The sequence below is a fragment of the Psychrobacillus faecigallinarum genome (genome assembly GCF_014836595.1).
In the GTDB taxonomy this organism is placed as follows: Bacteria; Bacillota; Bacilli; order Bacillales_A; family Planococcaceae; genus Psychrobacillus; species Psychrobacillus faecigallinarum.
In genome coordinates this window covers 30,845-47,477 of record NZ_JACSQO010000006.1, presented here as the reverse complement: position 1 = coordinate 47,477, position 16,633 = coordinate 30,845, and the positions used below count along the sequence as shown (strand labels likewise).

The 16,633-nt window shown below is 36.4% G+C and carries 16 protein-coding genes; 2 read left to right on the top strand and 14 right to left on the bottom strand.

Features of this window, described 5'->3' with window-relative positions:
* Nucleotides 1-154: 154 nt before the first annotated feature.
* The 3 genes from H9650_RS12355 to H9650_RS12345 form a co-directional block, all read right to left on the bottom strand.
* Nucleotides 155-811 (bottom strand): zf-HC2 domain-containing protein, encoded by a 657-nt coding sequence (locus H9650_RS12355; RefSeq protein ID WP_191697343.1) that lies wholly within the window; start codon nt 809-811, stop codon nt 155-157.
* A complete protein-coding gene (locus H9650_RS12350; protein ID WP_191697342.1) occupies nt 798-1,289 on the bottom strand; it encodes an RNA polymerase sigma factor in 492 nt (163 codons plus the stop codon). Before H9650_RS12350 ends, H9650_RS12355 begins: the two co-directional genes overlap by 14 nt.
* A gap of 286 nt (nt 1,290-1,575) precedes the next feature.
* Nucleotides 1,576-2,016 carry a cell wall hydrolase gene (locus tag H9650_RS12345; protein ID WP_154312013.1) on the bottom strand — a complete coding sequence of 147 codons (441 nt, stop codon included), beginning with the start codon at nt 2,014-2,016 and terminating at the stop codon, nt 1,576-1,578.
* A 207-nt stretch (nt 2,017-2,223) separates the two neighbouring features.
* Between H9650_RS12345 and H9650_RS12340 the strand changes: the two genes are divergently transcribed.
* Both H9650_RS12340 and H9650_RS12335 read left to right on the top strand, forming a co-directional pair.
* A complete protein-coding gene (locus tag H9650_RS12340) occupies nt 2,224-2,853 on the top strand; it encodes a TetR/AcrR family transcriptional regulator (protein ID WP_154312012.1) in 630 nt (209 codons plus the stop codon).
* 105 nt (nt 2,854-2,958) lie between these two features.
* Nucleotides 2,959-3,693: a glucose 1-dehydrogenase gene (locus H9650_RS12335; protein WP_144540199.1), complete on the top strand. Its 735-nt coding sequence runs from the start codon at nt 2,959-2,961 to the stop codon at nt 3,691-3,693.
* Between the two features lie 154 nt (nt 3,694-3,847).
* Here H9650_RS12335 and H9650_RS12330 read toward each other — a convergent pair whose 3' ends face one another.
* The 11 genes from H9650_RS12330 to H9650_RS12280 form a co-directional block, all read right to left on the bottom strand.
* Entirely contained in the window at nt 3,848-4,696 is an 849-nt protein-coding gene (locus H9650_RS12330) for an MBL fold metallo-hydrolase (protein ID WP_144540201.1), read from the bottom strand.
* Between the two features lie 299 nt (nt 4,697-4,995).
* Nucleotides 4,996-5,475, bottom strand: a complete 480-nt coding sequence (gene rlmH, locus H9650_RS12325) for a 23S rRNA (pseudouridine(1915)-N(3))-methyltransferase RlmH (RefSeq protein WP_144540239.1) — start codon at nt 5,473-5,475, stop codon at nt 4,996-4,998.
* Nucleotides 5,476-5,544: 69 nt separating this feature from the next.
* Nucleotides 5,545-5,730: a CxxH/CxxC protein gene (locus H9650_RS12320; RefSeq protein WP_151111914.1), complete on the bottom strand. Its 186-nt coding sequence runs from the start codon at nt 5,728-5,730 to the stop codon at nt 5,545-5,547.
* Nucleotides 5,731-5,897: 167 nt separating this feature from the next.
* A complete protein-coding gene (locus H9650_RS12315) occupies nt 5,898-7,118 on the bottom strand; it encodes a S1C family serine protease (protein ID WP_151111912.1) in 1,221 nt (406 codons plus the stop codon).
* Between the two features lie 452 nt (nt 7,119-7,570).
* Nucleotides 7,571-8,359: an MBL fold metallo-hydrolase gene (locus H9650_RS12310; protein WP_144540245.1), complete on the bottom strand. Its 789-nt coding sequence runs from the start codon at nt 8,357-8,359 to the stop codon at nt 7,571-7,573.
* A 12-nt stretch (nt 8,360-8,371) separates the two neighbouring features.
* Nucleotides 8,372-9,187: a two-component system regulatory protein YycI gene (locus H9650_RS12305; protein ID WP_404814890.1), complete on the bottom strand. Its 816-nt coding sequence runs from the start codon at nt 9,185-9,187 to the stop codon at nt 8,372-8,374.
* Entirely contained in the window at nt 9,165-10,517 is a 1,353-nt protein-coding gene (locus H9650_RS12300) for a YycH family regulatory protein (protein ID WP_186318237.1), read from the bottom strand. The genes H9650_RS12305 and H9650_RS12300 overlap by 23 nt, the downstream gene beginning before the upstream one ends.
* Complete coding sequence (walK, locus tag H9650_RS12295; RefSeq protein WP_191697340.1) at nt 10,514-12,331, bottom strand: cell wall metabolism sensor histidine kinase WalK; 1,818 nt, start codon at nt 12,329-12,331, stop codon at nt 10,514-10,516. The genes H9650_RS12300 and walK overlap by 4 nt, the downstream gene beginning before the upstream one ends.
* Nucleotides 12,332-12,335: 4 nt before the next feature.
* The gene (gene yycF, locus H9650_RS12290) at nt 12,336-13,040 is read right to left on the bottom strand and encodes a response regulator YycF (protein ID WP_144540253.1); all 705 of its coding nucleotides are present in this window, start codon (nt 13,038-13,040) and stop codon (nt 12,336-12,338) included.
* A 374-nt stretch (nt 13,041-13,414) separates the two neighbouring features.
* Complete coding sequence (locus tag H9650_RS12285; RefSeq protein WP_144540255.1) at nt 13,415-14,890, bottom strand: M23 family metallopeptidase; 1,476 nt, start codon at nt 14,888-14,890, stop codon at nt 13,415-13,417.
* A gap of 345 nt (nt 14,891-15,235) precedes the next feature.
* A complete protein-coding gene (locus H9650_RS12280) occupies nt 15,236-16,522 on the bottom strand; it encodes an adenylosuccinate synthase (protein WP_151111908.1) in 1,287 nt (428 codons plus the stop codon).
* Between the last annotated feature and the right edge of the window lie 111 nt (nt 16,523-16,633).

Below are 16,633 nucleotides of genomic sequence, written 5' to 3'. Positions count from 1 at the left end.
AAAAAAGGAGAAGCTATAGTTGCTTCTCCTTAGTAAAGTCCATGTTCTCTATAAACTTTAATTTAAATACTTTCATCTATTACCTTGTTTGTACCTTATTATTATTTATATTAAAACAACCGGCAATATTAAAACCTTTGTTAGCTAACTCCCTCTATCTCTCCCAAATTAACGTCATCTCTTGCAAAAGTTCTTTCCATGATTGCTCTTTTGTAATGATTACTTTTTCCAAATCGAAGTCCCCGTAATATACAGCATCTACAGTTTTACTATCCGGTAACGTAGATTGCTCAGGACCTATTCTTTTATCCTCTCGGAAAAAATTGCTCGTAGGTGAATTTGCCATTGTTTCAACATAACTGATTAGGCTGATATATTTTGTTTCTCCATCTATTTCAACTTTCATCGGGTGCGTCATATAAGTCCCCGCGTGACTTTCCCCAAAATAATTAGAAACAAGTGTCCCATCTTCTTTCTCTTCAATCACAAATAAGTCCTTTGAATAAGGAATAAGTTTTTGATAGTGAAACACGTATGAGAATACAGTAAAACACAATAATGTAGTCATTAAAACCGATCCACCAATAAGTATCATTTTTTTTCGATTCCATTTTTTATTAAGCTTTTCGAACAATGTCACTTTATTTTCGATCGGTACATACAATGTTTCCGTCATTTGCTCGTACTCCTTTTGGCAAGCTTGACAGGTTTGTAAGTGTTGTTCTACCAGCTCTTTTGTATCTTCACTTACGACGTCATCTACATAAAGCGGTAACAAATCTTGAATAATTGTACATTTAACTTCCTTCATCTCGTTTCGCCTCCATATACGCTAATATTTTCTTTTTCGCACGGTAAAACGTTACTCTGGCCCAGCCATCACTTTTTCCAAACAACTGACCTATTTTCTCAAATGACAGCTCACCAAACGTACGAAGGGAGAAGACTTCTTTATAAGGCTCTTCCATTGTGTGCAAAAAATGATGAATTTCAAAAGCTTGTTCTTCATTCACTAAATACTCTACGACTCGAACATCATCTGGCACTGATACTTCCACCTGATTGACTTCGCGTTGCTTTTTATTGTAATGGGTAAAATATGTATTTTTAGCGATTGTAAAAAGCCAGGCTCGTATATCTTTTTTGCCATCAAATTGGTGCATAGACCTCAGTGCCTTAAAAAATGTTTCCTGTGTAATTTCTTCTGCTATATTTTCATCTATCGCCAGTGATCTCGTATACAAATAAACGTCATGAAAATATGCTTGATAAATTTCCTCAAAGTCCATTGTCTCCCCTCCTTTAACTAAATAACTAGCGAAATATTAAAACGTTACAAGATTTTGCAAAAAAAAATAGACATATTCATTTTATCTGAATATGCCTAACTAATGATTAATAATATATGAGGTTGTTGAAGTACTTATCATTTTAACTTCATTTATTGTGATGTATCTAAATGATGTTTTTATATGGAACTGGAAATATTATTCTCGAATCTATTTCTAGGATGCTAAGCTAGCATTAAACAAGATTTACTAAAACTTCAGATTTAATTAAGCTCCCTTATTTAACCTATCCTATATAAACACTTTCACATGTTCCAGCTGCCGGTTCATAATAACAATGATTTTTATACTGACCAGAAAAAGGCTGTCCGTACCATGTCGGAGGACACGGAGCGTAGGGATTAAAATACCAAAGTGCATACTTCGCTGGGTGTTCTCTCCAATAGTCCAAAGTTTGCTTTGCTAACCTTTTTTCAGAAGTTCTCGCTCTTTCATAGAATAAATTACCTTTTTGAACAGCTTCAAAAGAATAATTTCCTCCTTGTACCTGAAAAATGACTTGCTCAATAGTTCTTACATCTTGAAAGTCTAAGCAATCTGCTTTAGTTCGATTTACAATTACATTTCCAACATATAACATCCCTTGTTTTCCTTCACCCTCGGCTTCTGCTCTCATCATCCTTGCCATTAGATCAATGTCTTTATCTCGGTATTTAACTCTTGCCATTTTTTCACCCCTAAATATTGTATGAAAAAATGCCTGAATTGATGTCATTTTATACCCTTTATCCAACAACCCCATTATTTTAATGAATAACTTAATAAAAATAAATAACAAGTATCGTGACGCCCCATATGAATTGAATACAAGTTGATACCTCTAAACATGTTACAATTAATGCATGTAGATGTAGAACAGTTGGAGTGACGAAAATTGAGTAAACGAGAACAACAAAAACAACAACGCCGCCAAAACATTATCCAGATTGCAAAGGATTTATTTTTGGAGCAAGGCGTACAAACAGTACAAATGCAAGATGTCGCGACAGCATCTGGCATTGGGATTGCGACTTTATTCCGCTATTTTCCTAAAAAAGAGTATTTAATGATTGCGGCAACGAATGCGATCACAGATGAAATGGCCACGGATATTGGGCAGATTATCGAGCAGAGTATAACGGCATATGAAAAAATCGAACAAATTTTAGAGTATTATATGGGCATAATGAAGGACCCACAACTACGTTTAGCGAAGTATTTCGACTCCTTTGATTTGTATGAAAAAACAGCTGAAGAATCCCCAGAGCAATATGCTGAATATTTATCAGCACGAAGCAACTTAGCCCGTGTTTTATTAAAAATAAGTGAGCAGGGTAAGCAGGACGGCTCGTTAAGACCAGGTATTGATTTGGATGTTTTTGTCATGACAATGGTGCAAAATTTTAGCATATTTACTTACAAATCAAGCCTAACAAAGCATGATACGAATCTTTCAACGCTACTTTCTGCGGACAAGCAGCTTTTGATGATGAAGGATGTATTTTTACGCTATATTCAACCATAATAAGTAACGGTCATATGAATTGACATTCGATCAAGAAAGTTGTTTACTAATAAAGATGATAGTCAACTATCACTTTATATGAATCTACTTTAGGGGGCCATTTACATGAGTCGTTTATCAGGTAAAATCGCAATTATTACAGGTGCAGCACAAGGTATGGGTGCAGCACATGCAAAATTATTTATCGAACACGGTGCAAAAGTTGTTTTAACAGATTTGAATGAGGAAAAAGGAAATGCATTCGCAGCTGAATTAGGGGAAAATGCCCTTTTTGTTAAACAAAACGTAACATCTGAAGAAGATTGGGCAACAGTTATTGCTAAAGCAGAAGAAGCATTCGGTCCAGTAAACGTATTAGTAAATAACGCCGGTATTACAATGGCGAAAAACATGCTTGATATTACAGTAGAAGAATACCGTCGTATCGTAGACATTAACCAAGTGTCAGTATTCTTAGGCATGAAAACAGTAGCAGCTTCAATGATGAAAGCAGGAGGCGGTTCAATCGTCAACATTTCTTCAATGAATGGCTTAGTTGCTGGTGCTGTAGGTTATACTGATACAAAATTCGCAGTTCGTGGTATGACGAAAGCAGCGGCAATCAACTTAGCGCCAATGGGCATTCGCGTAAACTCTGTACACCCTGGCGTAATCGCTACTCCAATGGTTGTACAAGAAGATACAAAAGCAGCTGTTGAAGAATTCGCTAAACATATTCCATTAAAACGCGTAGCACAGCCAGAAGAAGTATCTAATATGGTACTATTCTTAGCTTCTGAAGAGTCTAGCTACTCAACAGGTTCAGAATTCGTTATCGATGGCGGATTAACTGCACAATAAGAGTACTACATGAAACCATCTATATAAGATTTGTAAAAATGTCGATTTTCTATAACTTAGAAAATCGACATTTTTTTTATCTAATTAATATCCACACTTATTTATGGTAGGGTTCTCCGTAATATTTTAAATTCATCGATAACGCAGCGATAATTTAATAACCATTTGCAAAATTGGAGATTGTCTCCATTTCATCTTCGGTAAGTTCCCTTTTTACGTAGTTTTCGTATTCCTTCATTATTTTCAGCTTATCACCATTACAAATATCTGTATATTTCGCAATGGTCCGAAGCTTAGCAACTTCCATTTCAAATGTCTCTTTTGAAATTGGTTGTTGATGCGAAGGTATATATGTTTCTGCATCAAATGATTCTAATTCATCTAATAATCTTAAGGTTTCATTTATTGTATAGTGTACTTTTTTGGCATACATTCTTGGATAAATGCAGTCCCCAAGGAAGAGAATCTTCTCTTCTTTAATATACACAATGACAGAATCTGCAGCATGGTCCCCTCCAACATGTTGTACAATACAAGTCACTCCACCAAGATTTATTTCTGCTCTTCTTTCAATCGTAATATCTGGCAAAGTAATCATAATATCACGATGATTCGTGTATTCTTCTTTAATTGCTTTGGCACAAAATTCAATTTCTACGCCTTCTTTTACTCGTGCATCAATGGCTTCATCTGACCATGAAAATGGAATAAGCTTCTCCATTTCTCTTTCAGTCTCTTTAGAGGCAATTGAAACTGTATCAGTTAATGCGGAAAGACCAAGAATATGATCCCAATGCCAATGTGTTAGTACAACTATATCTGGATTGGGGATTTCCCTTTTTTTAAGTTCTTTCAGAAAATAATTTACATGCTCTTCCGAGTTACCTGCATCAATCATTAATATCTTTTTAGTGCCAATCACCATTCCTAGAATCGGACGGTCGGACAACGATGTAGGAGTGATATACCAAAAACTATTACCTATTTTATGTATAGAGTGAATAAAGGTCGCCCCCTTTCTTTTTTATATTTTAAGTCAAATGACCGTTGTTTGCTCATATGGAATCTTACAAAAAACACTCCTACTTGTGATACGTTCCACCATGAGACGTACCTAAATAAGGTTTTCTTAGACTTTTTTGAGATAAAAACAGAATTACCTGTCCACCTCAATTATTTTCAATAGGATATCTGTTTCTTAATTAAGAAACTAGCGAAAGTGAAATAAGCGGAACTTGTCCATCTATTCATTATTCACCTAGATTGGTCACTTAACCTGATCTCCCTACCAATAAAACCGAGCTATTTGTGGTACGGTTCACCCTTCATTATCCTAAAAGCTCGATAAATCTGCTCCACCAATACAAGCTTCATGAGCTGGTGTGGGAGGGTCATTTTGGAGAAGGAGAGCTTTTCGTCACTGCGCTTCATTACTTCCTCATGCAAACCTAGTGATCCACCTATTACAAAGGCGATTTTGCTTTTTCCATAGGTCATCAATGACTCGATATCTGTAGCTAGCTGCTCGGAGGATTTCATTTTTCCTTCGATTGCTAGGGCTATCACGTATGTGTCTGCTCCGATTTTTGCTAGGATACGGTCTCCTTCTTTTTTCTTAACGATTTCCATATCTGCATCGCTTAGGTTTTCAGGGGCTTTCTCATCTGCTACTTCTATTAACTCCATTTTAGCGTAGCTTCCAAGTCTTTTTGTATACTCTTCTATCCCCATTTTCAAATATTTTTCTTTTAACTTTCCTACAGATATAATTTGTATATTCACAGGTTATCCACCTTTACATTTCATTTACAAACAAGTTATTAACATGACTTATCCACATATCCACAATAGTTATCTACATCTTGTGTTATCATTTTCATGAGCCACAAGATATATTGCAGAAATGTTACAATAGGTACAACTTGTGGATAACATTTCTTCGTCGTTTAATTTCTCCATCATTGGAAATGTTTTTTCCTCTGCTACAAACATGTCTAAAGCTTGATTTATATGGGTTTCGCAACTGAATATTCTCACTATTTATCTCCTCTTCTCATTTAAATTATTCAACATAGTTATACACAATTCATCCATTGTTATCCACAGTCTATTTTAACAAAGAAAAAACGAGTAGGAAAGACAAGCTTTTCTTTCACTACTCGTTGTGTAAAACTTTTGTTAATAAATTTTAGTTATCCACATCTTTATAAGTCAGTGGAATCTTTTAATGTTAAAGTTAATTCTACTATTTCACCTTGTCTATAAACCTTAACCTTTAAATTATCTCCAATTTCTGTTTCGTTGTATAGATGCTTTCTCAAGTCAATCGAGTTCTCGACTTTCTCCCCATCCATCTCTACGATAACATCATATGTTTTCATCCCCGCATTAGCAGCTGGAGTTCCTTCATACACTTCGTCTACTACAACTCCGGTAGTTACTTCTGCTGGCAATTTTAAAGTATCGCGTTGATGGAATGCGGGAACATTTGTTAAATCCATTAATGTAATACCCATAGACGGTCTTATAACTTTTCCATTTCTCTCTAAGTCCTCAATGATTGGTAAAGCTGAATTCACCGGAATTGCTAAGCCGATTCCTTCTATGGTCGATTCGGAGATTTTCATAGAGTTAATTCCTATCAGCTGGCCAGCTAAGTTGATTAATGCTCCTCCACTGTTTCCGGGATTTATCGCAGCATCTGTTTGTAGAACTTCTGCTTGCCAGTCTTCAACACCATCTTCATTAATATCTACCGGTATTGCACGGTCAGTACCAGAAACTACTCCAGTTGTAACTGATCCATAGAAGTCTAAACCAAGGGGATTACCTATAGCAATAACAGTCTCTCCTTGTTTCAACGTATCTGAATCTCCGAATTCAAGTACTGTTTCAATACCTTTATCGTCTATTTCTAGAACTGCAAGATCTGTCCACATATCGCTACCTACTAGCTTAGCTTCAGCCTTAACTCCATCCTTTAAAGTTACCTCCAAAGCTTCGGCTCCCGCTATTACATGGTGATTAGTTACAATATATGCTTTTCCGCCTTCTTTTTTATAGATAACTCCTGATCCAGTACCTGCCTCCTGTTCGGAGGAATTTTGACTCCAAAAATTTCTTGCCGATTGGATATTGGAGATACCGACAACTGCATCCGAGGCTTTTTCGACGGCTCCTGTTACATCTGTCGTTATATCAACACTTAGTTGTTCTGTTTTAGCTGCCTTATTTGTTGCCGTTTCACTTTCTGTTTGTGCTGGTAAATTGTTTACGACGGAAGGGGTTATAAACCAAACAAGAAGTGCTCCGACTAATACACCTGCCAAACCACTGAAGAAATATCCTGCAACCCCTTTTTTCTTTGCTTTATTTCTTACTTTTGGTGGTTCTTGTTCAGGACCATATGAATTATAGTAACCCATTTGCACTCTCCCTTTCATTAAACAATATGTTTGTGTTTTTAATTTACCCATTAAACATTAAAATTAAATGAAAATTAACTAAAAGTTATATAAAAAACACAAATAGCAATAGCAAATAGAGAATGGTTTGTTAATAAACCTTAAAGAGGGTGGCGGACGTTGCGGAAACTGCGGGAATCCTTGCGGAGATGAGCATAAACCTTGCAGAGATGACGCAGAACCTTGCAGAGAGCCCAGAAGTTTGCGAGACGAAACCAAACCTTGACGTCTGATCCTACCAAAAAGGAGAGAATTGCTATTGGTAATTTTATAAATAACATTCGGTCTGGCAGTCGGCGATGACTTATAGCTTGCCAAATCGGAACGCTTCCATCTAAAGTGGAAAACAATAATAATAATAGGAATTCCATATAAAAAAGCTCCAAAAGCTTATAGGCTCTTGGAACTTGTAGTTATACTAAAACTAATTCAGTTGGCTGATTGGCATCTGTATCATGTAAGTGAACGAACTCACCGGCAATAATACCGCAGGATTGCAAGGTCTGGGTCACACTCATTCTTGCCAGATCCTTCATGTTGTTGTCTTTACTTAAGTGAGATAGGTACACATTAGTTGGTTTAATATCAATTACCTCACTCATAGCAACTGCAGCATCCTCGTTAGACACGTGACCCACGTCGCTTAAAATTCGGCGTTTGACTGACCATGGATAACGGCCCATCTGTAGCATACTGACATCATGATTGCTTTCAAAGACAAAAGCATCTGCTCCTTTAATATGTCCCTTCATGCGATCACTCACATACCCTGTATCGGTTATTAAAACAAGCTTTCGCCCATTTTCATGGAATATATAAAACATTGGATCTGCAGCATCATGGGAAACGGCAAAGGATTGGATATCCATGGAGCCAAATGACTTCACAGTTTCCATATCAAATTGAAAACGCTGCTCTAATGGCACTTTTCCAACAAGTGAATCCATTGCTCCCCATGTTTTTTCATTGGCATAAATCGGCACGCCATATTTTCTGGCAACTACTCCGAGTCCCTTAATATGGTCGCTATGCTCATGGGTGATGAAAATTCCAGAAAGATTTTTTATATCTCTTCCGATTCCTCTAAAGAGCTCATCCATTTTCTTACCGCTTAGCCCTACATCTACTAAAAAGGAATGTTGCTCATTTTCGACATAGACTGCATTTCCGCTGCTTCCACTAGCTAGTACACTAAACTTCATCATCAAAACTCCTTATTTTACTGCTGATGAATCTTCTTCTGTTGGTATTTCAATAATTCTTCCTTCTACCGCATTTACAAAATGCTCATCAATTTTTCCATCCTCACGCTCAACTAGTATTCGCCACGTTGGTGCAAATACTTGCGTATCAGCTTGTTGTACCAATGTAGAATACCCTAAGCTAATATCTGTTACTGTTGAGTTTGCAACTAACAAGCCTTTGGAATATAAATTGGACATTGCTTGAATGGTAGGTAAAAGGTTTTTGGACTCGCTATAATCTTCCAGATTATCTAACATGGTTTGTTCATATCTTACAAGCTCATTTTCCTCATTCCAATAGACTACCAATCTTGCTTTTTGATTATAATACACAAGACGGTCGTTTACCTTTTGAAAAAAAGTAGCATTTCGATTTTCCTCATCTATTTTCCATAATCCATATGATGAACCCTTTATTATATTGTCTTGCACAAGTTTTTCAAGCTTGTTCTCCTCCGTAATTGGAAGTGGTTTAATAAACGTACCGACAATTTGGGATTCCGGCTTAAACTCAATCGTTTGATTTTCTAGTTTTTCTATTTCCTGTGATTCAAATTTATGCACACTACCAGAAACATAATAGGCATCTTCCACCATAACACTAGAAGCTTTGGAAACATTAATATTGTCTATTGCCAAACGTTCCTCTACAGTTGTTGAGCTTAAAACTTCTATGTTCTGACCCTCAGTATATCGGTTCAAATATAATGTAAACAAAAAGACGTTTAATATGGAAAACACTATGATAAAAATAGTCTTTGTTTTACTCCAATCCAAAGGTACCACCTCCTAAATCTTCTGGAGATAGTCTTATCCATACACCATTCACTAAGTAATACCAGGATGGCACAAGTGTAAACAAAGGCTGGTCTGCGTCTCTAGAGAGATAATAACCTTGTACCATTTCTTCTATCATAGAAACTTGTTGATTTGGAACTAAGCTTAATAACTCATATGCTTCTCGTCCCGAAAGCAACTCTATATCTTTAGAGGAGAACGGCTGATCATTTAATGTAAAATACGGTCTATTATATCGATATACTCGATTACTTCCCCAAGATTGCATAATTTCTGTGGACATAATATGACTGAAAACAGGTAATCCCTCAAAATAAAGCTGAAAATTTACTTGATTGGATTCCTTATTCATCCTACTAAAACGAAAATCATCTGTCCAGCCGTCATGCTCATTCACAAAACTCAAGCTATTATATAGAAGCTCTGACGACTTACCGAGGAATTGACCTTCTGCAGAAGGAAGTACATAATTTAATCGCATTGACATAGGGTCTACCGTCATTAAAGCATTATCATCCGTATACTGTTCGCCAGATCCTACTGGATTACTTCGGCGTACGACCAGACTTGGTATGTTAAAAAGGGCATCCTTAAATCTATTAATATCAATATCTTCTATCAGATAAGAATACTGAACAATCTTTTCTGGATTACCAGTAGTAAATATAGAATATTTACCACCTCTAGCTATTTCAGTGTACACCTGCATAGCATTTGCGGTTTTAATCATATGTTCAGAAAAACTATTGATATCTTCCTTTGACACATCTGCTGAGTAAATTTTGTTTTGAGTAGTACTGATAAAGTATAGGGTTAAGCCCTGACTTGAATTCTTTTCACCCTCCGTACCTTCAGCGTCGGAAGAGTTCCAATCTATAACTAAACGGTTGAAGGAGGTATTAGGAAAAATAGGATCGACAAATTTTAAAATGGAACCATATGACTCAATAGGGACATCCGCTTGAAAGAATAAGGTACTTGCATATGGTTGATTTATTAACTCGTTCACCTGCTGAACATTGGTATTGTTACTAAAGAGCTTAACCGTTCCAATTTCCCAGTTTTTCATAGAATTAATAACGCTATTGATATCTACGAGAGAATTAGAGCCTTTCAGATTATCAGGCTGACTAATTAGTAGACGATATGGTCTGACTACCTCTTCCATTTTCTTTTTCTCTGCAATTGAAATATCAACTACTGGAGTATCTGTTTCTGGATAGTTAGGTGAATAAGTCCAAATTGTAAAGGTAAGTGTAAGACTTAGCAGGATGAGTATGAGTAAAATAATCGATTTTACTGGTTCTATATACTTCAATCCCACTCACCTTCCTCATCTAACAGTATCTCTAATGTAAAGAATATAGTTGTCCCACGGCCCTCTTCACTTTCGGCCCAAATCTTTCCGCCATGGGCTTCTATCATTTCCCGGGCAATTGCGAGACCAAGGCCTGTCCCTCCCATAGAGCGTGCTCGTGCTCGGTCTACCCGATAAAATCGATCAAAAATTCGATTTACATTTTCTGATGGTATACCCATGCCATCATCTGAAACCATAACTTGTAGTAAATCATTTTTAACTATAATACCAAATCGAATATTTCCTCCGTCAGGGGAGTATTTTAGGGCATTAGAAATAATATTATCAATTACTTGAGTCAGTTTATCTGTGTCGATATCTACGTAGTAAGGAACTTCCGGTAGCATACGTTGAAATGTAACATTCTGAGATTTAGACAGCTCAAATCGATCAATAATCCTATTAAAAAACTTGTTAAAGTTAACGATTTCTTTGTTAAGATCATAGTCCCGACTATCCATCTTAGATAATTGAAGTAAGTCATTCACCAAACGAATCATTCTCTGTGTCTCTGTTTGAGTGACCTTCAAAAACGAAGGTGCTATCTCGTCATCCTTCCATGCTCCATCTGCTAGAGCCTCCAAATAACTGCTCATAGTAGTTAAAGGGGTTCGAAGCTCGTGTGATACATTTGCTACAAACTCTCTTCTTTCCATATCTATCTTTTCTTGCTCTGTATTATCATGTAAAACGGCTATCAAACCGTTCACAAACCCGGTCTCCTTTTGGATAACTGAAAAATTAGCACGGAGTATAAATGGACGGTCCTGTGTACTAAAATCTAAATTCATCGATTCCTTAGAATGGATTAAATCCTCAAAGGAGTGAACGCTATCAATGCCAAGCACCGAAATAATGGGTCTATTCAAAACCATCTCTCTTGGTATGCGTAATAGCCTTACTGCAGGATCATTTATCAAAATGACTCTTCCTTTTCGATCGGTAGCTATTACCCCATCTGTCATGTTTGTTAGAACAGAGGCAAGCTTTCTACGTTCTGCCTCTGTAGTCGACTGGGCTTCCTGTAGCCTATTGGTTAAATGATTAAAAGCATGCGCTAATTGACCAATTTCATCATTTCCATAAACTCTTACCTTTCGAGAGAAATTACCCTTTGACATCGCTTGGGCTTGTTTTCTCATCTCAGATATAGGTCTTGTAATCGTTTGTGCTATTAAAATCCCTAGTACTATCGTAATCACGAGTGCCACCGCGGTACCTACTGCTAGGATTTGATTGATTTCGTTCATTTGACTAAATACATTTTCAATATTCGATTCAATATAAACAGTTCCAACCACTGAACCATTATGAATTATCGGTGTAACTAATATCCAAATACGTTTGTTGGAATCTAGGACGATACTATCAAACGTATCCTCCGCACTAATGGATTTATGAACTAGCTCGTCCATGGACTTTTGACCAACTATCGATTGATTGTTTGAATCTGAGGTGGCTCTTATTTGATATTTAGCATCAATAATCCGAACCTCTTTTAGGTCATCCGAATTAAGACCAGACAGGATAGAACGTAAACTTTGTTCTAGTGTTTGGTCTTCTTCTGCCCGTATTTTAATAATTTCCTCGCGCGCACTAAATTCTAATATCCCTACTCGATCTTTAACGGATTCTTCAAAGTTCTCTTTAAGTCTCTCCTCTAACTCTTTAACAAAATATAAGCCGATGATTTGCATAGCAATAATGATTAATAATACATAAATCATCACTACTTTAACATGAACTGATTTAAAGTAACCAACCTTATGCATCGTTTTACTCCTGTTCAGGGCTTCTTAAATAGTAACCAACACCTCGTCTAGTCACAATCCAATTTGGGTGACTCGGATTATCTTCGATTTTTTCGCGTAGCCGTCTGATTGTAACGTCGACTGTACGAACATCTCCAAAATAGTCATATCCCCACACCGTCTGTAATAAATGCTCTCTTGTCATTACTTGTCCTATATGCTTGGAAAGATAATGTAAGAGTTCAAATTCACGATGAGTCAATTCAATTGTTTCGTCTCTTTTCAATACCAAATAAGCATCCGGTTGAATAGTTAGAGGACCAATAGTAATATCATTAGTCACTACTTCATTATCTTCTTGAATGGTTTGATGTCTTCTCATATTAGCTTTTACTCGGGCTATTAACTCCCTTGTGCTAAATGGCTTTGTCACATAATCATCCGCACCTAGCTCTAACCCTAATACCTTATCTATCTCTGAATCTTTCGCAGTTAGCATAATAATAGGAAAGCTAAAGCGTTTGCGAATTTCTCTACAAACTTCCATTCCATCCCTATTAGGTAACATTATGTCTAAAAGCATAAGATCAGGTTGAATCTCGTCTACTTTTTTCAAAGCCTCGTCCCCATCATACGCACAGAAAACCTGATAGCCTTCTTTTTTTAAATTAAATTGAAGTATGTCTGCAATTGGTTTTTCATCATCTACTACTAAAATCTTCTTACTCACTTGTTAAACCCCTTTCGCCCTTTTCTGCTATATTTTAATCAAATACATTATTTTAAACAATTAATATATCATTACTCTATCATTCTTTTTCTCTCCATGCATCCTTAAAGAAAAGATCCTAGGAAGGATGTAGTATATGAGAAGTCGAGCTTTGTCGAAATATTTCCCAGGAAATTTTTATGAAATAAATTTCCTTCTAACTGCCGTCTTGCAAAGTCAGAAAAAAATACAAGTGTCTATGCCTTTCCTAAGAAGTAAAGAGAAAATATTGACTACCCAACGCCCAATGTTATTCCTCATTTACCTTGGCACAAATCTAGAAGGATATCATATATAAAAAGACAGCCGGCTAGCGACTGTCTCTAACTTATTATTTAGTTTAACATAGATAATGGATCAATCGTTACTCCATTCTTCTCCACTTCAAAGTGCAAGTGAGTTCCAGTAGAGCGTCCTGTACTTCCCATTACGCCAAGTTTTGAACCTTGTGGCAACACATCTCCAACGCTCACGCTAATAGAGGAAAGATGTGCATAGGTTGTTTTGTAGCCATTTTGATGATTAATAATTACACGATTTCCGTACGTTCCATCCCAGCCAGCAGCTTCCACAATTCCGTTATCAGCAGCCTTTATGTTAAATCCATTAGGACGAGCAATGTCTATACCTTCATGCTTTCGACCCCAACGATATCCCATTTTGCTAGAAATGTATCCCCCTTCGGCTGGCCACGCAAATTCTCCTGATCCTCGAGAAGGGATAACCTTTGTTCCTTTAAGTACTATACTGTCTTTTGGTTGTTCGAGTACAGTTTCTTCTGTAACGGACTGGTCAACTTGTACACCGTTTTCCTCACGAACCAAATAAGTAGCTACTCTTTTCCCATCGGACCCCTCTTGCTTTACCTTTGTATCGCCCTTATACATTTCATCTGTTTCTTTGACTTTTTTAGTATGAGGAATTACTTCCTCTACTTTTTTCTCATAAACTACTTCTATATTTATAAGTGGCTTTAATACTGTGACATTAATCTCTTGACCGATCTGTAATACACTTGAATCTGTAAGTTCAGGGTTAATAGCTAAAAGTTCTGCTGAGGTTAAATTGTGTTTATTAGCGATAGTACCTAACACATCACCAGATTGAACTTTATATGTTTCCTGTTCTAGTGTGCCTTCTAAAAGCAACTTCACAGCTTCATCAGCAGAGACAATCTTTTCTGGTGCTACATTAGCAGTTACACCTGAGACTTCTTGTTTTAATATTATATCTGCGATTCGTGTTTCATTTACTTGTAATTCGGGTAGATTTTCAGTAACACTTTTTTTAGCTTCCAGTATAGCTAACTCTTCTTCCGAGATAAACTGTAGCTTTAATTTTTTTATCGCTTCATGGTAGGCTTCAATGTCTTTGACGTAGACGGCCATCTCGTCATTGACTGACAAAGCAAATGCTGTTGCTTCTACTTTAACTATCTCATTGAGTTTTTGAAGTGTTGTTTCGTCATCCGTGGCGGGAGTAAATACTTGTTCGGCTACTACCTTCAAGTTAGATCCTGCTTTTAAAGGAAGAGCGCCATACTGTGAGCTACTCTCTTGAACTTTTTGTTCCAATAAATTTTCCATTTCTTTTTTATCGGAAAGTGCTCCTATGTACTGACCTTCTGAGTATATATGATAAATTTCTTTTAGTGCTTTGTCGTTTCCTTCATTGGCAAATGCCATATTAAAGGTTAGTGATGATGTTAGTAAAACCGTTATAGTAGCTTTTTTAACCACATTTGATTTTCTGTTTGAAAGAACAGCAAGTGATTTATTCTTCTGCTCCTCATTCTTTCTATTCCAAAACATGATAAAGCTCCTTCCAAACTATTTAAAAACCTTTATTCCATTTTTACACTATTTTAATTTAACATATTTGAAATAGGGAAGTGTAGCAATATTTAATCTTGTAAAGAAATTGTATTTTAACACCCATTATTTTCTATTTTTTCTTTTATATTGGTAATATTAATCTTTTTTCTAGTTTCTTTTTCTAATATTCTTTACTTTTTCTCCATTAATTTCTTTCTCATACATAATACTACTGGAATCTTTGTTATATTTGTCACATTAATAGATTTATAAATAAAAATTCTTACAAAAATCAACAAAAAAACCGTCAAAATTTTCTTTTTGACGGTTTTTTTTAGAAACTTATTTCCAAACACTAGAAATAATATTCGTTTGTGTGCGATCTGGTCCTACAGAGAAGATAGAAATAGGAACTCCTGTTAACTGAGAAATGCGTTCTAGGTAATGTCTTGCTGTTTCTGGAAGTTCATCAAGTGTCTTACATTTTGTAATATCCTCATTCCAGCCTGGCATTTCCTCATAGACTGGCTCGCATTCCGAAAGAATTCGTAAATTTGCTGGATATTCCGTAATAAGCTCATCCTTAAATTTATAGGCTGTGCAGATTTTCACGGTTTCTAATCCGGTTAGTACATCAATTGAATTTACCGTTAAATCCGTTAAACCACTTACCCTTTGAGCATGGCGGATTACAACTGTGTCAAACCAACCGATACGGCGTGGTCTTCCTGTTGTCGTTCCATATTCTTTTCCTACTTCTCTTATTTGGTTGCCCACTTCATCAAAAAGCTCTGTGGGGAACGGTCCATCTCCTACACGAGATGTATAAGCTTTACAAACTCCTACCACATGAGAAATTTTTGTTGGCCCCACACCTGCTCCAATTGTTACTCCACCAGCAACAGGATTAGAAGAAGTAACAAAAGGATAAGTTCCTTGATCAATATCAAGCATGACTCCTTGTGCTCCTTCAAAAAGTACTCGTCTGCCTTCGTCGAGTGCATCATTCAATACTTTGGAAGTATCGGTTACATACTTTTCAATCTCTTGTCCATAGCTATAAAACTCTTCTAATATTTCTTCTACAGTAAAGCCTTTTGTTTCATAGAATTTCTCAAACATTCTATTTTTTTCTTCTAAATTACGTTCTAGCTTTTCTTTAAACACTCCATAGTCCAGAAGGTCTGCTATACGAATCCCTACTCTGGCAGCTTTGTCCATATATGCAGGGCCAATACCTTTACCAGTTGTACCTATTTTGTTAGCACCTCTACGTGCTTCCTCTACTTCATCTTGTTTTATATGATAAGGAAGTATCACATGGGCACGATTAGAAATACGTAAATTTTCAGTAGTTACTCCTCGATCATGCAATCCTTTTAATTCTTTTACCAACGCTCGTGGATCGACTACCATTCCATTCCCGATCACCGAGATTTTATCCTTATAAAAAATACCGGAAGGAATTAAATGTAACTTATAAGTCTCTCCTCCGAAAATAATTGTATGACCTGCATTATTTCCACCTTGGTAACGTGCGATTACTTCTGAGTGTTCCGATAAAAAGTCAGTAATTTTGCCTTTTCCTTCGTCTCCCCATTGGGTTCCTACTACAACTACTGATGGCATTGCCAACACCTCCGTCAGACATCATGTCCTGTTTAAAAATCAGTGTTATTGTACCAATCATCTTTACCATAGTCAACCAATTTAACGAAAAAACACGAACGAATTGACAAT

Bases quoted from the DNA above. Each gene is read 5' to 3' on its own strand.
- H9650_RS12355 (WP_191697343.1), bottom strand. From the start codon at position 811: ATGAAGGAAGTTAAATGTACAATTATTCAAGATTTGTTACCGCTTTAT.
- H9650_RS12350 (WP_191697342.1), bottom strand. From the start codon at position 1,289: ATGGACTTTGAGGAAATTTATCAAGCATATTTTCATGACGTTTATTTG.
- H9650_RS12345 (WP_154312013.1), bottom strand. From the start codon at position 2,016: ATGGCAAGAGTTAAATACCGAGATAAAGACATTGATCTAATGGCAAGG.
- H9650_RS12335 (WP_144540199.1), top strand. From the start codon at position 2,959: ATGAGTCGTTTATCAGGTAAAATCGCAATTATTACAGGTGCAGCACAA.
- H9650_RS12315 (WP_151111912.1), bottom strand. From the start codon at position 7,118: ATGGGTTACTATAATTCATATGGTCCTGAACAAGAACCACCAAAAGTA.
- H9650_RS12310 (WP_144540245.1), bottom strand. From the start codon at position 8,359: ATGAAGTTTAGTGTACTAGCTAGTGGAAGCAGCGGAAATGCAGTCTAT.
- walK (WP_191697340.1), bottom strand. From the start codon at position 12,331: ATGCATAAGGTTGGTTACTTTAAATCAGTTCATGTTAAAGTAGTGATG.
- H9650_RS12285 (WP_144540255.1), bottom strand. From the start codon at position 14,890: ATGTTTTGGAATAGAAAGAATGAGGAGCAGAAGAATAAATCACTTGCT.
- H9650_RS12280 (WP_151111908.1), bottom strand. From the start codon at position 16,522: ATGCCATCAGTAGTTGTAGTAGGAACCCAATGGGGAGACGAAGGAAAA.